The organism is Thioalkalivibrio sp. ALJ15, from assembly GCF_000383695.1.
Taxonomy (GTDB): domain Bacteria; phylum Pseudomonadota; class Gammaproteobacteria; order Ectothiorhodospirales; family Ectothiorhodospiraceae; genus Thioalkalivibrio.
This window is the reverse complement of sequence record NZ_KB912062.1, coordinates 44,834-61,439: the sequence shown is the minus strand read 5'-3', so window position 1 is coordinate 61,439 and position 16,606 is coordinate 44,834. Positions and strand designations below refer to the sequence as shown.

At 67.8% G+C, this 16,606-nt stretch carries 13 protein-coding genes; 10 read left to right on the top strand and 3 right to left on the bottom strand.

What is annotated here, in order from left to right; translation table 11 throughout:
* Window positions 1–83: 83 nt before the first annotated feature.
* Window positions 84–2,933 carry an excinuclease ABC subunit UvrA gene (gene uvrA / locus G015_RS0113190; RefSeq protein WP_018994261.1) on the bottom strand — a complete coding sequence of 950 codons (2,850 nt, stop codon included), beginning with the start codon at window positions 2,931–2,933 and terminating at the stop codon, window positions 84–86.
* A 169-nt stretch (window positions 2,934–3,102) separates the two neighbouring features.
* On the opposite strand from uvrA, the gene G015_RS0113185 reads away from it, so the two are divergent.
* The 7 genes from G015_RS0113185 (at window position 3,103) to lnt (ending at window position 10,695) form a co-directional block, all read left to right on the top strand.
* Window positions 3,103–4,491 (top strand): MFS transporter, encoded by a 1,389-nt coding sequence (locus G015_RS0113185; protein ID WP_018994715.1) that lies wholly within the window; start codon window positions 3,103–3,105, stop codon window positions 4,489–4,491.
* A 407-nt stretch (window positions 4,492–4,898) separates the two neighbouring features.
* Window positions 4,899–5,378, top strand: coding sequence for a single-stranded DNA-binding protein (gene ssb / locus G015_RS0113180; RefSeq protein ID WP_020146871.1), 480 nt, complete (start codon window positions 4,899–4,901; stop codon window positions 5,376–5,378).
* A 39-nt stretch (window positions 5,379–5,417) separates the two neighbouring features.
* The gene (gene miaB / locus G015_RS0113175; RefSeq protein WP_018138187.1) at window positions 5,418–6,770 is read left to right on the top strand and encodes a tRNA (N6-isopentenyl adenosine(37)-C2)-methylthiotransferase MiaB; all 1,353 of its coding nucleotides are present in this window, start codon (window positions 5,418–5,420) and stop codon (window positions 6,768–6,770) included.
* A 3-nt stretch (window positions 6,771–6,773) separates the two neighbouring features.
* Window positions 6,774–7,769 carry a PhoH family protein gene (locus tag G015_RS0113170; protein WP_018138186.1) on the top strand — a complete coding sequence of 332 codons (996 nt, stop codon included), beginning with the start codon at window positions 6,774–6,776 and terminating at the stop codon, window positions 7,767–7,769.
* The gene (gene ybeY / locus G015_RS0113165; RefSeq protein WP_018138185.1) at window positions 7,756–8,271 is read left to right on the top strand and encodes an rRNA maturation RNase YbeY; all 516 of its coding nucleotides are present in this window, start codon (window positions 7,756–7,758) and stop codon (window positions 8,269–8,271) included. The genes G015_RS0113170 and ybeY overlap by 14 nt, the downstream gene beginning before the upstream one ends.
* Window positions 8,264–9,196: an HlyC/CorC family transporter gene (locus G015_RS0113160; protein WP_018138184.1), complete on the top strand. Its 933-nt coding sequence runs from the start codon at window positions 8,264–8,266 to the stop codon at window positions 9,194–9,196. Before ybeY ends, G015_RS0113160 begins: the two co-directional genes overlap by 8 nt.
* On the top strand, window positions 9,196–10,695 hold the full coding sequence (lnt, locus tag G015_RS0113155) for an apolipoprotein N-acyltransferase (RefSeq protein ID WP_020146870.1): 1,500 nt from the start codon (window positions 9,196–9,198) through the stop codon (window positions 10,693–10,695). The genes G015_RS0113160 and lnt overlap by 1 nt, the downstream gene beginning before the upstream one ends.
* 47 nt (window positions 10,696–10,742) lie before the next feature.
* Here lnt and G015_RS0113150 read toward each other — a convergent pair whose 3' ends face one another.
* Entirely contained in the window at window positions 10,743–11,288 is a 546-nt protein-coding gene (locus G015_RS0113150; protein WP_018138182.1) for a zinc ribbon-containing protein, read from the bottom strand.
* 61 nt (window positions 11,289–11,349) lie between these two features.
* On the bottom strand, window positions 11,350–12,204 hold the full coding sequence (locus G015_RS0113145; RefSeq protein ID WP_018138181.1) for a DUF2189 domain-containing protein: 855 nt from the start codon (window positions 12,202–12,204) through the stop codon (window positions 11,350–11,352).
* 206 nt (window positions 12,205–12,410) lie between these two features.
* On the opposite strand from G015_RS0113145, the gene leuS reads away from it, so the two are divergent.
* Genes leuS through holA form a run of 3 tightly spaced genes read left to right on the top strand, consistent with a single transcriptional unit; the run spans window position 12,411 to window position 16,602 of the window.
* Window positions 12,411–15,002 carry a leucine--tRNA ligase gene (gene leuS, locus G015_RS0113140; RefSeq protein WP_018994716.1) on the top strand — a complete coding sequence of 864 codons (2,592 nt, stop codon included), beginning with the start codon at window positions 12,411–12,413 and terminating at the stop codon, window positions 15,000–15,002.
* Window positions 14,999–15,565 (top strand): LPS assembly lipoprotein LptE, encoded by a 567-nt coding sequence (gene lptE, locus G015_RS0113135; RefSeq protein WP_020146869.1) that lies wholly within the window; start codon window positions 14,999–15,001, stop codon window positions 15,563–15,565. Before leuS ends, lptE begins: the two co-directional genes overlap by 4 nt.
* Window positions 15,565–16,602, top strand: coding sequence for a DNA polymerase III subunit delta (holA, locus tag G015_RS0113130; RefSeq protein ID WP_018138178.1), 1,038 nt, complete (start codon window positions 15,565–15,567; stop codon window positions 16,600–16,602). The genes lptE and holA overlap by 1 nt, the downstream gene beginning before the upstream one ends.
* Window positions 16,603–16,606 lie beyond the last annotated feature (4 nt).

The following is a 16,606-nucleotide window of genomic DNA, read 5'->3' as shown; positions in this document are numbered from 1 at the left end:
GGCGACTGCTCGCGCATTAAAAAGCCGGCCTCTTGGGCCGGCTTTTTTGCGTCTGGGGGAAGGCAAACTCCCCCGGCGAAGTATCAGGCGGATGCGACTCGATTCTGGCGTGTATCGAGCAAGGGCGCCAGAAAGCGGCCTGTGTGGCTGCGCGGGGTACTGGCGACCGCCTCGGGGGTGCCGGCCACCAACAGCTCGCCACCGCCGCTACCGCCCTCTGGTCCGATGTCGATCAGCCAGTCGGCAGTCTTGATCACATCGAGGTTGTGTTCGATCACGACGATCGTATTGCCGTGGTCGCGCAGGCGGTGGAGTACTCGCAAGAGCTGGGCGATGTCCTCGAAATGCAGGCCGGTGGTGGGCTCGTCGAGGATGTACAGGGTGCGGCCGGTATCGCGTTTGGACAGCTCGCGCGCCAGCTTGATGCGCTGGGCCTCGCCACCGGACAGGGTGGTGGCGTTCTGGCCGAGCTGGATGTAGGACAGTCCGACCTCCATCAGCATCTCGAGCTTGCGATGGATCACTGGGACGGGCTGGAAGAACTCCAGGGCCTCCTCGACCGTCATCTCCAGTACCTCGTGGATGCTCTTGCCCTTGTAGCGGACCTCTAGGGTCTCGCGGTTGTAGCGCTTGCCCTTGCAGACGTCGCAGGGGACGAAGACATCCGGCAGGAAGTGCATCTCCACCTTGATCACGCCGTCGCCCTGGCAAGCCTCGCAGCGGCCGCCGCGCACGTTGAACGAGAAGCGACCGGGCTTGTAGCCGCGCGAGCGGGCCTCGGCGGTGGCGGCAAACAGCTCACGGATCGGCGTGAACAGGCCGGTGTAGGTCGCGGGGTTCGAGCGCGGGGTGCGGCCGATCGGGCTCTGGTCGATGTCGACGACCTTGTCGATTAGCTCGAGGCCGTCGATGCGCTCGTGCGGCGCGATCGTGTGGCGCCCGCCATGCAGGGCCACGGCGACGGCCGGGTAGAGCGTATTGTTGACCAGGGTCGATTTGCCGGATCCGGAGACGCCGGTGACACAGGTGAGCAGGCCCGTCGGGAACGCGAAGTCGCCGCCCTTCAGGTTGTTGCCGCGCGCGCCGATCACGCGGATCTCGCGCTCGGGGTCCGGTTCGACGCGCTTCTCCGGGACGGCGATCGCGCGTGTCCCGGTGAGATAGGCCCCAGTCAGTGAATCCGGTGTGCGGGCCACCTCGTCGGGGGTGCCGGCGGCGACGATCTGCCCACCATGACGGCCCGCACCGGGGCCGATATCGACCACATGATCGGCGGCACGGATCGCATCCTCGTCGTGCTCGACGACCACCACCGTGTTGCCGAGATCCCGCAGGTGACAAAGCGTCTTCAGTAGGCGCTCGTTGTCGCGCTGGTGCAGGCCGATCGACGGCTCATCGAGGATGTACATCACCCCCACCAGGGCCGACCCGATCTGTGACGCCAGCCGGATACGCTGGGCCTCGCCGCCCGACAGCGTGTCGGCGGAGCGATCCAGGGTCAGATAGTCGAGCCCGACATCGTTCAGGAATCCCAGGCGCGCGCCGATCTCGCGCACGATCTTCTCTGCGATCTGGGCGAAGCGTCCCGGCAGGCGCAGCTCGCCGAAGAAGGCCCGGGCATCGGCCACGCTCATGTGCGTGACCTCGGGCAGCGTGAGGTCGCTGACGAACACGTGGCGCGCCGCGGAGTTCAGGCGCGTGCCGTGGCACTCGGGGCAGGCCTGTTCGGCCAGGTAGCGCCCCAGTTCCTCGCGTACGGCTGCGGAGTCGGTCTCGCGGTAGCGCCGTTCCAGGTTCGGGATCACCCCTTCGAACACGCGCTCGTCCGTGCGCAGGCGGCCATTCGCGGCCGGGGTCGACAGCTTGACCTTGTCCTTGCCGGAGCCGTGCAGCACCACGGCGCGGACCTCGGCCGGCAGCTCCTGCCAGGGGCTCTCGACGTCAAAGCCGTAATGCCGGGCCAGGCTGTTCAGCAGACTGAAGTACCAGGCATTGCGCCGGTCCCAGCCACGCACCGCCCCGCCAGCCAGACTCAGTTCGGGTTGCGAGACCACCCGCTCCGGGTCGAAGTACTGGCGCACGCCGAGGCCATCACAGGTGGGGCAGGCGCCGGCCGGGTTGTTGAACGAGAACAGCCGGGGCTCCAGCTCGCGCAGCGCATAGCCGCAGACGGGGCAGGCATAGCGCGCGGAAAAAATCATGGGCTCGCGTTCGGGCTCGTCCATCCAGGCGATCAGCGCCAGCCCGTCGGCCAGCTCGGTCGCCGTCTCGAAGGACTCGGCCAGGCGCTGGCGCAGGTCCTCGCGGACCTTGAAACGGTCGATCACGATCTCGATGTTGTGCTTGCGCTTGGCATCCAGCGCGGGCAGGGCATCGAGGTCGTGGATCTCGCCATTGATGCGGGCGCGCAGGTAGCCCTGGGCGCGCATGGACTCCAGCAGCTTGTGGTGCTCGCCCTTGCGTCCGCGCACGATCGGGGCCAGCAGCATCACCTTCTCGCCCTCGGGCAGATCCAGCACCTGATCCACCATCTGCGAGATGGTCTGGGCGGCCAGGGTCTCGCCGTGTTCCGGGCAGCGCGGCTCGCCGGCGCGCGCGAACAGGAGGCGCAGGTAGTCGTAGATCTCGGTGATGGTGCCGACCGTGGAGCGCGGGTTGTGCGAGGTGCTCTTCTGTTCGATGGAGATCGCCGGCGACAGGCCCTCGATCTGGTCCACGTCCGGCTTTTCCATCATCGACAGGAACTGGCGGGCGTAGGTGGACAGGCTCTCTACGTAGCGGCGTTGCCCCTCGGCAAACAGGGTGTCGAAGGCCAGCGACGACTTGCCGGAGCCGGACACGCCCGTGATCACGATCAGCCGGTCGCGCGGCAGGTCGAGATCGATGTTCTTCAGGTTGTGGGTGCGGGCCCCGCGGATGCTGATGCTGTCCATGGATCGGTATCGACTCCACCTGGTTGTGCAAGATGCGCCCGGCAGACTGCCCTGAGGCGCAAACCGCTCATGGTAACACTGCGGCGATCGCCGCCATGGTTTCCGTGGCGTTGTTGCCGGTAAACTCGGCACGCATGACAGCCCGTCCTTCCCTGCGGATTCCACCGGCATGACGCCCCGCGAGCTGCGCGCGACCTCCGGGCTCGCGGCCATCTATGGCGTGCGCATGGCCGGTCTGTTCATGGTGCTGCCGGTGTTCATGCTGCACCTGGACGCGCTCGCGGGTGCGACCCCGCTCCTGATGGGGCTGGCGCTGGGGATCTACGGCCTGACCCAGGCCCTGCTGCAGATTCCGTTTGGTCTGTTGTCCGACCGGCTGGGCCGCAAGCCACTGATCCTCGGCGGGCTCGTGCTCTTCGTGCTCGGGAGTCTGGTCGCGGCCCTGGCGGAGACCGTGCACGGGGTGATCCTGGGGCGGGCGCTGCAGGGCGCCGGGGCGGTGGCCGCGGTGATCCTCGCGCTGACCGCCGATCTGGTGGGCGAGGAGCGACGTATGCGCGCACTCGCGGTGATCGGACTGACCATCGGGCTGACCTTTACCGCCTCGATGGCGCTGGGGCCGGTCGTCGATCGCGCGGCCGGGTTGAGCGGGGTCTTCGGCCTGTCCGCATTGCTCGGGGTGCTGGCGATCGTGATCCTGCTGTTCTGGGTGCCCAACCCGGAGCGCTCGCGGCAGCACCCGGACATGGTCCCCATGTGGTCCGCGCTGCCGCAGGTGCTGCGCGAACCGGAGCTGCTGCGCCTGAATCTCGGCATCTTCGTGCTGCACCTGGTGCTGGCGGCCAATTTCCTCGTGATCCCGCTGCTGCTGGTCGAGTACCTGGGGCTGGCTGGCGCCGAGCACTGGCGCTTTTATGTCCCGGTGCTGCTGGCGGGCTTTGCCCTGATGCTGCCGGGGATCATCCTGGGCGAGCGCCGCCGACGGGTGCATACGGTGATGCGCGGGGCGATTGCCCTGCTCGTGCTGGTCCAGCTCCTGCTGGCGCTGGTCCTCTTCAATGGCATGGGTATGTGGCTTTTTGTGGGTCTGATGGTGGCGTTTTTCGCCGCCTTCAATCTGCTGGAGGCCGGGCTGCCGTCCCTGGTCGCGCGGGAGGCGCCGGTCGCGCACAAGGGGACGGCCATGGGCGGCTTTGCCACGGCGCAGTTCCTGGGAATCTTCGCCGGGGGCGTGGTCGGGGGTGGCGTGCTGACCCTTACGGGGCCCGCCGGTGTCTTTCTTGCCTCCGTCCCCCTGCTGCTGATCTGGTTTGTGGTCGCCTGGCGCATGCAGCCACGCTATCGATCCAACCGTGTACTGGGGATTCCCGCCCACTGGGCGGGGCGCGAGGCCGAGCTGCGCTTCGCGCTGGCGGGCTGGCCCGGCATCGTGGAGGTGGCGCTGTCGCCCGATGCGCGGTCGCTGTACCTCAAGGTCGATCCCGGCGGGCCGGATACGGAGGCCCTGGTGGCCTGGCTGGCGCAGCCCCCCGATGGGGTGGCCGCGCGCGGGGGTTGAGCAGTGCCATCGGCGTTTGTGGCAATACCGCAAACGGGCGCTGCCGGCTCGCGGGCGCCCTGCTACAATTAAGGAAACACTGACCAATGTACGCGCTTGCGCTCGAGTCGCTTTTGCGTGCGAACAAGGCGCAGCGACTGCCGTGCAGTCATTCTGCACAAGGGAGCCGCAACGCCGTGCGCATGCCAGTTTTTGATTACAACGGGCGGCCGAGCCCCTTCGGGGTTGGCACCCCAGGTTCCCCGATTCTGCGTTGCGCCCCTTGCGGGTAGAACCACTACCCGCTGCACGACGCGCCTTGTCTCGGAAAACCTGGGGTACCAACGCGAGCGTGTACATTGATCAGTGTTTCCTTAACGGTTCGTTTCCCGCGCCCTGCACAAGGCGTCAGACACTAAGGAGTTCCCATGGCCCGCGGCGTCAACAAAGTCATCCTGCTCGGTAATCTCGGAGCCGATCCGGAAAAGCGCGAGACCCCCAATGGGGTTACGGTTACCAATCTGCGGCTGGCGACCTCGGAGCAGTGGACCGACAAGAACTCCGGCGAGAAGCGCGAGAACACCGAATGGCACCGGGTGGTGATGTTCGGGCGTCTGGCCGACATCGCCGCGCAGTACCTGTCCAAGGGCTCGCAGGTCTATATCGAGGGCAAGATCCAGACCCGCAAGTGGCAGGACCAGTCCGGCAATGACCGCTACAGCACCGAGGTGGTCGCCAACGACATGCAGTTGATCGGCGGTCGTGGTGGTGGCGGTGGCGGCGGGTTCGACCAGGATCCGGGCTATGGCGGCGGCAGTTCCTACGGCGGCGGTGGCCAGCAGGGCGGCAACCGTAGCAGCGCCCCGGTCTCCGGCGGCGCCTTCGATGACGACGACGTCCCGTTCTAAAGGGATGTCCCCGACGTCCACCAACACAAGTACGCACGCATGATCCGCAAGGTCTACATCCAGACACACGGGTGTCAGATGAACGAGTACGACTCCGACCGCATGCTCGACGCGCTGCGCGAGCTGCACGGGGCGGAGCGTACCGACGATCCCGAGCAGGCCGATCTCCTGCTGATGAACACCTGCTCCATCCGCGAGAAGGCACAGGAGAAGGTGTTCTCGCTGCTGGGGCGCTGGCGCCAGATCAAGGAGCGCCGGCCGGAGGTGATCATCGGGGTCGGCGGCTGTGTGGCCAGCCAGGAGGGCGACGCCCTGCGCGAGCGGGCCCCGTACGTGGACCTGGTGTTCGGCCCGCAGACGCTGCACCGCCTGCCGGCGATGATCCAGTCGGTGCGCCGCGAGCGTGCGCCGGTGGTGGATATCTCCTTCCCCGAGATCGAGAAGTTCGACCGCCTGCCCGAGCCGAAGGCCGATGGCCCGACCGCGTTCGTCTCGGTGATGGAGGGCTGTTCCAAGTACTGCAGCTTCTGCGTGGTGCCCTATACGCGCGGTGACGAGATCAGCCGGCCGTTCGACGACGTGATCGCCGAGGTCGTGGCGCTGGCCGGGCAGGGGGTCAAGGAGATCAACCTGCTGGGGCAGAACGTGAATGCCTACCGCGGGCCGATGGAAGACGGTGACACCGCCGACCTCGCCCTGCTGATCCACTACGTCGCCGCGGTGGACGGGATCGAGCGCATCCGTTTTACCACCTCGCATCCGGTGGAGTTTTCCGATTCGCTGATCCAGGCCTATGCCGACGAGCCCAAGCTGGTCAGCCACTTGCACCTGCCGGTACAGAGCGGTTCCGACCGCATCCTGGCGCAGATGAAGCGTGGCCACACGATTCTGGAATACAAGTCCAAGATCCGCCGCCTGCGCGAGGCGCGTCCGGACCTGGACCTGTCCTCCGACTTCATCGTCGGCTTCCCCGGCGAGACGGACGCCGACCACGCGGCGACCATGAAGCTGATCGAGGAGCTGCACTTCGACTTCTCCTTCAGCTTCATCTACAGCGCCCGTCCGGGTACGCCAGCGGCCTCGCTGCCGGACGACGTGCCGCTGGCTACCAAGAAGGCTCGCCTGGCCGAGCTGCAGGCCCTGATCGAACAGCACGGGCGCGAGCGCAACCAGGCCATGGTCGGCAACATCGAGTCGGTCCTCATCGAGGGCCCGGCCAAGCGCAATCCGGGCGAACTGGCCGGGCGCACGGCAAACAACCGCATCGTGAACTTCGCGGGCGACCCCAGCCTGATCGGACAGATGATCCCGGTCGAGATCACCGAGGCCCTGGCGCATTCCCTGCGCGGCCGTGCGGTCGAGCGGGCGATGCCCGCCGCCGTCGGCGCCTGATTGATGAGTAATCGTCTGGATTTCACCCTGGAGCCGGGGGACCAGGAGACGCTGGCGCGTCTGTCCGGTCCGCTGGATGCCCATCTGCGCCTGATCGAGTCGCGCCTGGGCGTAGCCGTGCACAATCGCGGGCCGCGCTTCAACCTGACCGGGCCGAAGGCCGCGGTACAGGCCGCCGGCGCGCTGATTCACGACCTCCACCGCATGGCGCAGGAGGAACCGGTCAGCCTGGAGCAGGTGCATACGGCACTGCAGACCGCGCACATGGAAGGGTTGGCGGAGGCCGAGCCGGCCGCCGCCGATCCCGCCTTGCGTCTGAAGCGCGCGGTGATCCGGGGCCGTGGTCCGCGCCAGAGCCGCTACCTGGCCTCGATCCAGCAGCATGACCTGAGCTTCGGGATTGGGCCCGCCGGGACCGGCAAGACCTTTCTCGCGGTGGCCGCCGCTGTCGCGGCGCTGGAGCAGGACCGCGTGCAGCGCCTGGTGCTAGTGCGTCCGGCGGTGGAGGCGGGCGAGCGCCTGGGTTTCCTGCCTGGCGATCTCGCGCAGAAGATCGACCCCTACCTGCGCCCGATGTACGACGCCCTGTATGAACTGATGGGCTTCGACCAGACCGCGCGTCTGATGGAGCGCCAGGTGATCGAGGTGGCCCCGCTGGCCTACATGCGCGGGCGCACGCTGAACGAGGCCTTCATCATCCTCGACGAGGCACAGAACACCACCGTCGAGCAGATGAAGATGTTCCTCACCCGGATCGGCTTTGGTTCCACGGCGGTCGTCAATGGCGATATCACCCAGGTGGATCTGCCGCGCGGCCAGCGTTCGGGCCTGAAGCACGCGATGCAGATTCTGCAGGGCGTGGAGGGGGTGAGCATTACGCGGTTCCAGGCGGGCGATGTGGTGCGCCACCCGCTGGTGCAGCGCATCGTCGAGGCCTACGACGCACACGAGGATGACGCGGCACAGGAGGGCGGACCCCGAGGCGATGGCGACGCTTGAGGTCGTGGTCCAGTATGCCCTGCCGCGTCGGGGGATCCCGTCCGCCGTTACCCTGCACCGGGCCGCGCGCGCCGCATGGCGCGGGGCCGGCCGGGCCCGCGTAACCCTGCGCGTGGTGGATGCCGACGAAGGCCTGGAACTGAACCGGGGCTTTCGCGGGCGTGCCTACGCCACCAACGTATTGTCCTTCCCCGCCCCCGATCTGCCCGCGATGGCGGCGGGCGAGCCGCACTATCTCGGCGATATCGTGCTCTGTGCGCCGGTGCTGGCGCGCGAGGCGGCCGAGCAGGGCAAGTCCCTGCGGGCCCATTACAATCACATGGTGGTGCATGGCCTGCTGCATCTGCAGGGCATGGATCACCAGGAACCCGGCGAGGCCGAGGCGATGGAGGCCGTTGAGCGCTCGATCCTGGCCGGGTTAGGCTATCCCGACCCCTATCAGACCGGCTCTCCGGCCCGTGACCCAAGCGCGCCCGCCACCGGAACCGTCCCCAATGCCTGAACCCGTACCCGACGAGCAACCTACCTGGCGGCGCTGGCTGGAGCGCGCGAAGACGCGCCTGTGGCCGCGCCGCGATCCTGCCACCCGCCCCGAATTGATCGAGACGCTGCGCGATGCGCACGGTCGCGAGCTGGTCGACCCCGAGGCCCTGACCATGCTCGAGGGCGTGCTCAACGTGGCCGACATGCAGGTGCGCGACATCATGATCCCGCGTGCGCAGATGGAGGTCGTCCGCCGCGACGCGCGCCTGTCCGAGTTCCTGCCGGACGTGGTCGCCTCCGCGCACTCGCGCCTGCCGGTGGTCGGGGACCACCGCGACGAGGTCGTCGGTGTCCTGCTGGCCAAGGACCTGCTGCGCTTTTTCGGCGAGCCCGACGATGCCGCCTTCGACATGCAGGAGATCCTGCGCCCGGCGGTGTTCGTGCCGGAGAGCAAGCGCCTGAACGTGCTGCTGAAGGAGTTCCGCCTGAGCCGCAACCACATGGCGATCGTGGTGGACGAGTACGGTGGCGTGGCCGGGCTGGTGACCATCGAGGACGTGCTGGAGCAGATCGTCGGCGAGATCGAGGACGAGCACGATGTCGAGGACTACCTGACCCAGATCATGCAGCACCCCGGCGGGCGCTACACCATCAAGGCGCTGACGCCGATGGAGGAGTTCAACGCCTACTTCCAGACCGCCTACAGCGAGGACGACTTCGACACCATCGGCGGACTGGTGCTGTCGCACTTCGGCCATGTGCCGCGACGTGGTGAGCAGATTGTGATCGACGGGATGCGCTTTCGTGTGCTGCGCGCGGACAACCGCCGCCTGCATCTGCTGGAGATGCGCCTGCCGGAGCCCGACGTGATCCCGGTCTCGGATGACTCTGGCCAGACCTTCGAGGGCCAGCCGACCGACAGCGGCGAGCACAAGGGGGCCTGATGCAGCCACTGGCCGAGCGTCTGCCTGCCTGGGCCATCACAGTGCTGGCCCTGGTCTCAGGGGCGGGGGCGACCCTCGCCTTTGCCCCGGTCGGCTGGTTCCTGGCCGCGCCCCTGGGGCTGGCCGTCTGGTTTGGCCTGCTGATCGACGCACCGCCGCGGCAGGCCGCCTGGACCGGCTATGCCTTCGGGCTCGGGTTCTTCGGGGCCGGCGTGACCTGGATCTTCAACAGCCTGCTGGTATTCGGGCAGGCCCCCCTGGTGGTGGCCTCGTTCATCACCGTGCTCTTCGTACTGATGATGGCCCTTTATCCGGCCCTGCTCGCGGGGCTGGCCGCCCGTTTTCTGCCGCTGACGCGACCAGCCGGGCTGCTGGCCCTGGCCGGGGGTGTGGTGCTGATGGAACTGGCCCGGTCCTGGCTGTTCTCGGGCTTCCCCTGGCTGCTGTTCGGGCACACGGTGCTGGACACCCCACTGCAGGGCTGGCTGCCCCTGGCCGGGGAGCTGGGCGCCGGGCTGATGGTCGCGTTGCTCGCGGTGGCCGTGGTCAGTGTATTTCTGCCGGGGAAGCGCTGGCTGGGAGCAGGGCTGGCCGTCACGGTGGTGATCGCATCGCTGGCACTGGGGCTCGTGCGCTGGGTGGAGCCCACCGGCGAGGAGATCCCGGTCGCGATGGTGCAGGGCAACATCGACCAGGCCCGCAAATGGGCCCCGGACGGGATCGAGTATTCGCTGGATATCTATCAGGAGTTGACCCGCGAGGCCGTCGGGGATGCGTTGATCGTCTGGCCGGAGACCGCGATACCGGCGTTCTATACCGAGGTTCACCGTCCTCTGGAAGGCATTGCGAGCGAGCTCGCCGAGGCCGGTGGCGAGCTGGTGGTCGGTATCTTCGATTACGAGGCCGAGGGGCGGGATGTCTTCAACTCGGTGGTGCATGTCGGCAGTGGCGTGGGCTACAACAAGCGCCAGCTGGTGCCCTTTGGCGAGTACATCCCGCTGCGCGATCGCCTGGCCTGGCTGGACCGGCTGCTGCAGATCCCGATGTCGGACCTCTCCCCGGGCAGGGGCGATGGCCGCATGGAGATGGCCGGGACGACCGCCGGGGTCAGTATTTGCTACGAGTCCGCCTATTCCCGTCACATTCGCGCGGCACTGCCGGAGGCCGGATTCCTGGTCAACGTCTCCAACGACGCCTGGTTCGGCGACAGCCTGGCCCCGGCCCAGCACCTGCAGATTGCCCGGGTGCGCGCGGTGGAGACCGGGCGCCCGATGGTGCGTTCGACCAACACGGGCATCTCGGCGCTGATCGATGCCGATGGCCGTATCCTGGAACGCTCGGGTCTGTTTACCCGCGAGGTGGTCCGCGGGACGCTGGAGCCGCGCACCGGGCTGACCCCCGCCGCCGCGCTGGGCGAGGGCCCGGCGGTGCTGGCTGCGCTGGTACTGGTGGTGCTGGGTGCGGCGGTGGGTCGCCGCACCCGGTCACAGTTGGTCTGACGTTTCCGCTGGACTATGAGCCTGTCGGACCTGGGACTGATCGGCTCCTAGGCCTCTGCGGTCTCGCTGGCGCCCGGGCCACGGCGGAAGGTCGTGTTATGGCAGTTGGAGCAGGGCGGAATGCGCGCGACCTTGGTCATGTGCAGTGCATGGCCGCATTTCTTGCACAACAGCTCGCCGGGGCCAGTGATCTCGCCGGTGTGCCATTCGCCCATCACCTGGGCGCGGGCGGTCAGCTCGGTGATCTCGATGCGAGTCCTGTCGGCGATGCGCTCCAGCGCATTGAGAACACTGGCCTCGATCAGCCCGAGGTCGATCCGCAGCCAGCCGCGCCAGTCCTCGCTGCGGCTGTCCAGGTAAGCCCCCAGGTCCTGCAGGTCGCGGCGCAGATAGTCCATGACCTCGTGGGCCTCCTCGCGCGTGAGGTCGCTGGCCTTCTGTACGCGGTCGCGGGCGTTTTCCAGTGTCTCGGTGATCGCCTTGCTGGTCTTGTCTTCCAGTTTTTCGAGATCTTCGGTGACCTCGTGCAGCATCCGGTGGTAGGCGCTGCTCAGTCGGTTCTCGCGTTCCTCGTCCCTGCGTTCTTCGCTCATCGATTCCTCCGTCGATTGTTGGGGAGGGGCGGTTGCCCCCCTCCCCAGGATTAGAGCCTTTTTACGCAGTTTCGACCAGATCCCGGTAGCCGTGCCACATCGCAAAGCCGAGCCACGGGAAGATCACGATCAGTGCCAGCAAGGCCGTGGCCACCGAGATCACGAACAGGGTGGTAATGATCAGCCCCCACAGGATCAGCGTGCCCCGGTTGTGGTTGAAGGCCTTCAGGCTCATCCCGATCGCGTCGACCAGCGTGGTCTGCGGGGCCTCCTCGCGGGCGCGGTGATCGATCATGGCGGGCAAGGTGACGAGGCTCAGTACGAAGACTATGAGCCCGAACACCACGGCGGCCACGACTACCCCGATCAGGGAGATGATCCCGGAGCCGGTGGTCAGCATGGTGCCCACCAGGTGATGCAACTGCCCGGTCACACCCAGTTCGCCGATATTCAGCACGGCGACCCACATCCAGACGAAGCTCGCCCAGATAACGAAGATCAGGGCCAGCAGCAGGGCGAATACCCAGACCGATCCCCCCAGATGGGTAAGCCAGCCGAGGCCTGCGCCAGTGGAATGGCCCTGTTCGCGTTCCATCGCCAGGTAGTTCACGCCGACGGCGAGCACCGGCCCCAGGAACAGGAAGCCGGCCAGGAAGGAAAAGGCCATCCAGGGCTGGTTCCATGACATTCCCAGCAGCACCAGGCCGACGATGGCGATGACCAGGCCGTGTATCAGGGCCACGGGTGTTTTCCAGAGGTCTCGCCAGCCCTTGCCCAGCCAGGTCCCGAGATGGTCGGGCTCCACTGTGCGGATTGCGGGACTCTCGGTCTCGGGTGTGTGTTCTCTTTCGACTTCGCCCAGGTCTTCGGGATAGGCGCGCTTCACAACGGGGATTTCGTCCTTTTCCTCACTCATGTCCTCAACTCCTTGGGACTTTTTCGTGGGCTCACTGATTCCGTCTGTCGTGATGCGCAGTGGTTCCGGTCATTTTTTGAAGCCCGTCTCGAAAACCGGCGGGTTGCCCGGGTGCCCCGGTCAGCGTCGTTTGCTTGGAGGGGGTACGGGCGGCTGGTATTCTGCGCAGTTCTTTGTTTCCCGCGATAAAGGCACAGGTGAGGCGCATGCAGGAGCAGTATTCCCCGGAGGTGATCGAGGCGCAGGTACAGCGCCAGTGGGAGGAGGCCGACTGCTTCCGCGCGCGCGAGGACGCCCCCGGCGAGCCGTTCTACTGCCTGTCCATGTTCCCCTACCCGTCGGGCAAGCTGCACATGGGGCATGTGCGCAACTACACCATCGGTGACGTGATCGCCCGCTTCCAGCGCATGCAGGGTCGGAGCGTGCTGCAGCCGATGGGCTGGGACGCTTTCGGCCTGCCGGCGGAGAACGCGGCGATGCAGAACCACGTCCCGCCGGCCGCCTGGACCCGCCAGAACATCGAGCAGATGCGCACCCAGCTCAAGCGCCTGGGCTTCGCCTATGACTGGTCGCGCGAGTTCGCGACCTGCGATGCCGACTACTACCGCTGGGAACAGTGGCTGTTTGTGCGCCTGCTGAAGAAGGGCCTGGTCTACCGCAAGAAGGCGACCGTGAACTGGGACCCGGTGGACCAGACCGTGCTCGCCAACGAGCAGGTGATCGAGGGCCGCGGCTGGCGCTCCGGCGCGCTGGTCGAGCGCCGTGAGATGCCGCAGTGGTTCCTGCGCATCACCGACTACGCCGACGAGCTGCTGGAGGCCCTGGACGGGCTGGACGGCTGGCCGGACCAGGTGCGCACCATGCAGCGCAACTGGATCGGGCGTTCCGAGGGCGTGGAGCTGGAATTCGCAGTGGATGGCGGCGAGCCGCTTACTGTCTACACCACGCGCCCGGACACCTTGTTCGGCGTCTCCTACATGGCGCTGGCCCCCGAGCACCCGCGGGTGCAGGCGCTGGCGGAGAACGATGCCGAACTGGCCGCGTTCGTCGCCGACTGCGCGCAGGGCGGGGTGGCCGAGGCCGATCTGGCGACCATGGAGAAGAAGGGCCGGTCGCTGGGCTTTACCGCCCGCCACCCGCTGACCGGAGCGGAGGTCCCGGTCTGGGTCGCCAACTTCGTGCTGATGGAATACGGCACCGGCGCAGTGATGGCGGTGCCGGCACACGACGAACGCGACCACGAGTTCGCCACGCAATACGGTCTGCCGATCCGGCAGGTGATTGCCCCCGCCGACGGTGCCGAGTGCGACGTACAGACCGCGGCCTTCACCGGCCCCGGCGTGCTGGTGAACTCGGGCGACTTCGACGGGCAGGCCTCCGAGGCGGCCAAGGCCGCGATCGCCGAACACCTGGAACAGGCCGGGCTGGGCCGGCGCCGGCGCAACTATCGCCTGCGCGACTGGGGCATCTCGCGCCAGCGCTACTGGGGCTGCCCGATCCCGGTGATCCACTGCGACGACTGCGGGGCGGTGCCGGTGCCGGAAGCCGACCTGCCGGTGCGCCTGCCGGAGGACGTGATCCCGGACGGCGCCGGCTCGCCGCTGGCGCGCATGCCCGAGTTCTTCGAGGCAACCTGCCCGGAATGCGGCAAGGCGGCGCGGCGCGAGACCGACACCTTCGACACCTTCTTCGAATCCAGCTGGTACTTCGCCCGCTACGCCTGCGCGGACAATGGCAGCGCGATGCTGGACCCGCGCGCCGACCACTGGCTGCCGGTGGATCAGTACGTCGGCGGCATCGAGCACGCGGTGCTGCATCTGCTGTATGCGCGCTTCTTCCACAAGCTGCTGCGTGACGAGGGCCTGGTGGCATCCGACGAGCCATTCACCCGGCTGCTGACCCAGGGGATGGTGATCGCGCCGACCTTCTACCGCGAACGCGGTGACGGCGGGAAGGACTGGATCAATCCGGCCGATGTCGAGCTGGAACGCGCGGAGGACGGCGCCGTGAAGGCCGCGCGCCACCGCGAGGACGGCCAGCCGGTGGTCGTGGGCGGCATGGAGAAGATGTCCAAGTCGAAGAACAACGGCGTGGACCCGCAGGCGCTGATCGAGCGCTTCGGTGCCGACACCGCGCGGCTGTTCACCATGTTCGCCGCGCCGCCGGACCTGTCGCTGGAGTGGTCCGACTCCGGCGTCGAGGGCGCGCAGCGCTTCATCAAGCGCCTGTGGCGGGCGGTGCACGAGCACGTGAACGGCGATGCGCCGGGTGCGCTGGATGTGGACGCGCTGGACGACGCCGGGCGCGAGTTGCGGCGCAAGCTGCACGACACCATCGCCAAGGTGACTGACGACATCGGGCGGCGCCAGACCTTCAACACGGCGGTGGCCGCGAACATGGAGCTGCTGAACGATCTCGGAAAATTCCCGAAGGATGCGGCCCGGGCCGCGGCCGTGCGCCAGGAGGCCCTGGAGGGCATCGTGCGCATGCTGGCGCCGATCATCCCGCATGTGACCGAGATGCTGTGGCGCGCGCTGGGCCATGACGAGCTGGTCGCGACCACCGCCTGGCCGACGGTCGACGAGGCCGCGCGCCAGGCCGCGCAGGAGACCCTGGCGGTGCAGGTGAACGGCAAGCGCCGCGCCGAGATCGCGGTCCCCGCCGGTGCCGACAAGGACGCGATCGAGGCCACCGCGCGCGGTGACGAGAACGTGCAGCGGCACATCGAGGGACAGAACGTGGTGAAGGTGATCGTGGTGCCCGGGCGCCTGGTGAACTTCGTGGTGAAGCCGCAATGAGCGCGCTGCTGCGCGCAGGGCTGGTGGTGTGGCTGGCGGTCTCCGTGGCCGCCTGCGGCTTCCAGCTGCGCGGCAGCATGGACTGGCCGGAGGCCCTGGCCCCGGTGCAGATCACCGGTGTGAACCCACGTGATTCCCTGTACCGCGAGCTGGCGGTGGCCTTCGGCTCGGCCGGGGTCGAGGTGGTCGATCAGCGCCCCGAGGGGCAGGGCGCCACCCTGGATGTGCGCTCCGTGCGCGACCGTCGGCGCACGCTGTCGGTGACCGACGCGGCACGGGTCGCGGAGTACGAACTGATCCGGTCGGTGGAGGTGCGCCTGCGCCCGGTGGACGGCGAGGCTGTGGATCTGGGCACGTTGCACGCAAGCCGGAGCTATCTGTTCGACGGCTCGGCGGTGCTCAGCCGTTCCGAGCGCGAGGAGACCCTGCGCGAGGCAATGAACCGGGATATCGTCAGCCAGCTGCAGCGTCGTATTCAGGCGGTGATCGGAGCCGACGGGCAGTTGCGCACGGATGTCGAGTTCGAGGATGACCAGCCGATGACTGGAGAACCTACCGACTGATGGCCCAGGATCTCGCCCGCTTGGAACAGGATCTGGCGCGCGGCGTGGCGCCGATCTACCTGCTGCTGGCCGAGGAGCCATTGCAGGCGATCGAGGCGGCCGATGCGATCCGTGCGGCGGCCCGCGACCAGGGCTATCTGGAACGGACCGTGCTGGACATGACCGCGCAGTCCGACTGGGCGCCGTTCGAGTCCGCGATCCGCGACCGGTCCCTGTTCGCCGAGCGCAGCGTGCTGGACCTGCGCCTGGCCACTGGCAAGCCGGGCAAGGTAGGTGGCGATCACCTGAAGGCCTATGCGGCCGATCCCCAGGACGATCTCGTGCTGCTGTTGCAGCTCCCGCGGCCGGATCGGGACATGCGCCGGGCAGCCTGGTTCAAGGCGCTGGAGAACCGTGCGGTGGTGCTGCACGCGCGTCCGATCCCGCCATCCCAGCTGGGTCCGTGGGTTCGCGCCCGCCTGCAGCGCCATGGCCTGACGATCACGGATCCGGCGCTGGCGCTGCTGGTCTCGCGCATCGAGGGCAATCTGCTGGCCGCGCGCCAGGAGATCGAGAAGCTGGCGCTGGCGGGCGTGACCGACATCGACGAGGCCGTGCTGGCCGAAGCCACCACCGACGCCGCGCGCTTCGAGCTGTTTGCCCTGGCCCCGACCGCACTGCGCGGCGATGCCCGACATGCCCTGCGCATGCTGGAGGGGCTGCTGGACGAGGGACAGCCGGAGCCCCTGATCCTCTGGGCGCTGGCGCGCGAATGCCGCCTGCTGGTGCAGGCGATGGAGCGCAAGGCGGCCGGGGCACCGGATCGCGAGGCCTTCCAGGGCAGTTTCGGGGACGGTCAGAAGGCTTTGCGCCAGGCGATGTCGCGGCTGAGCCTGCCGGCGGCGCGCGGGCTGCTGGGCGAGGCCGCGCGTGTGGATCGGGTCATCAAGGGTCAGGAAAACGGCAACGCCCGGCAGGGGTTGCTAGACTTGGTGGCCCGTATGGCGGGACGCCGGTTGTCCCGGCCATTGCCCGCACTGAACACCGAACGAGTCTGATTGC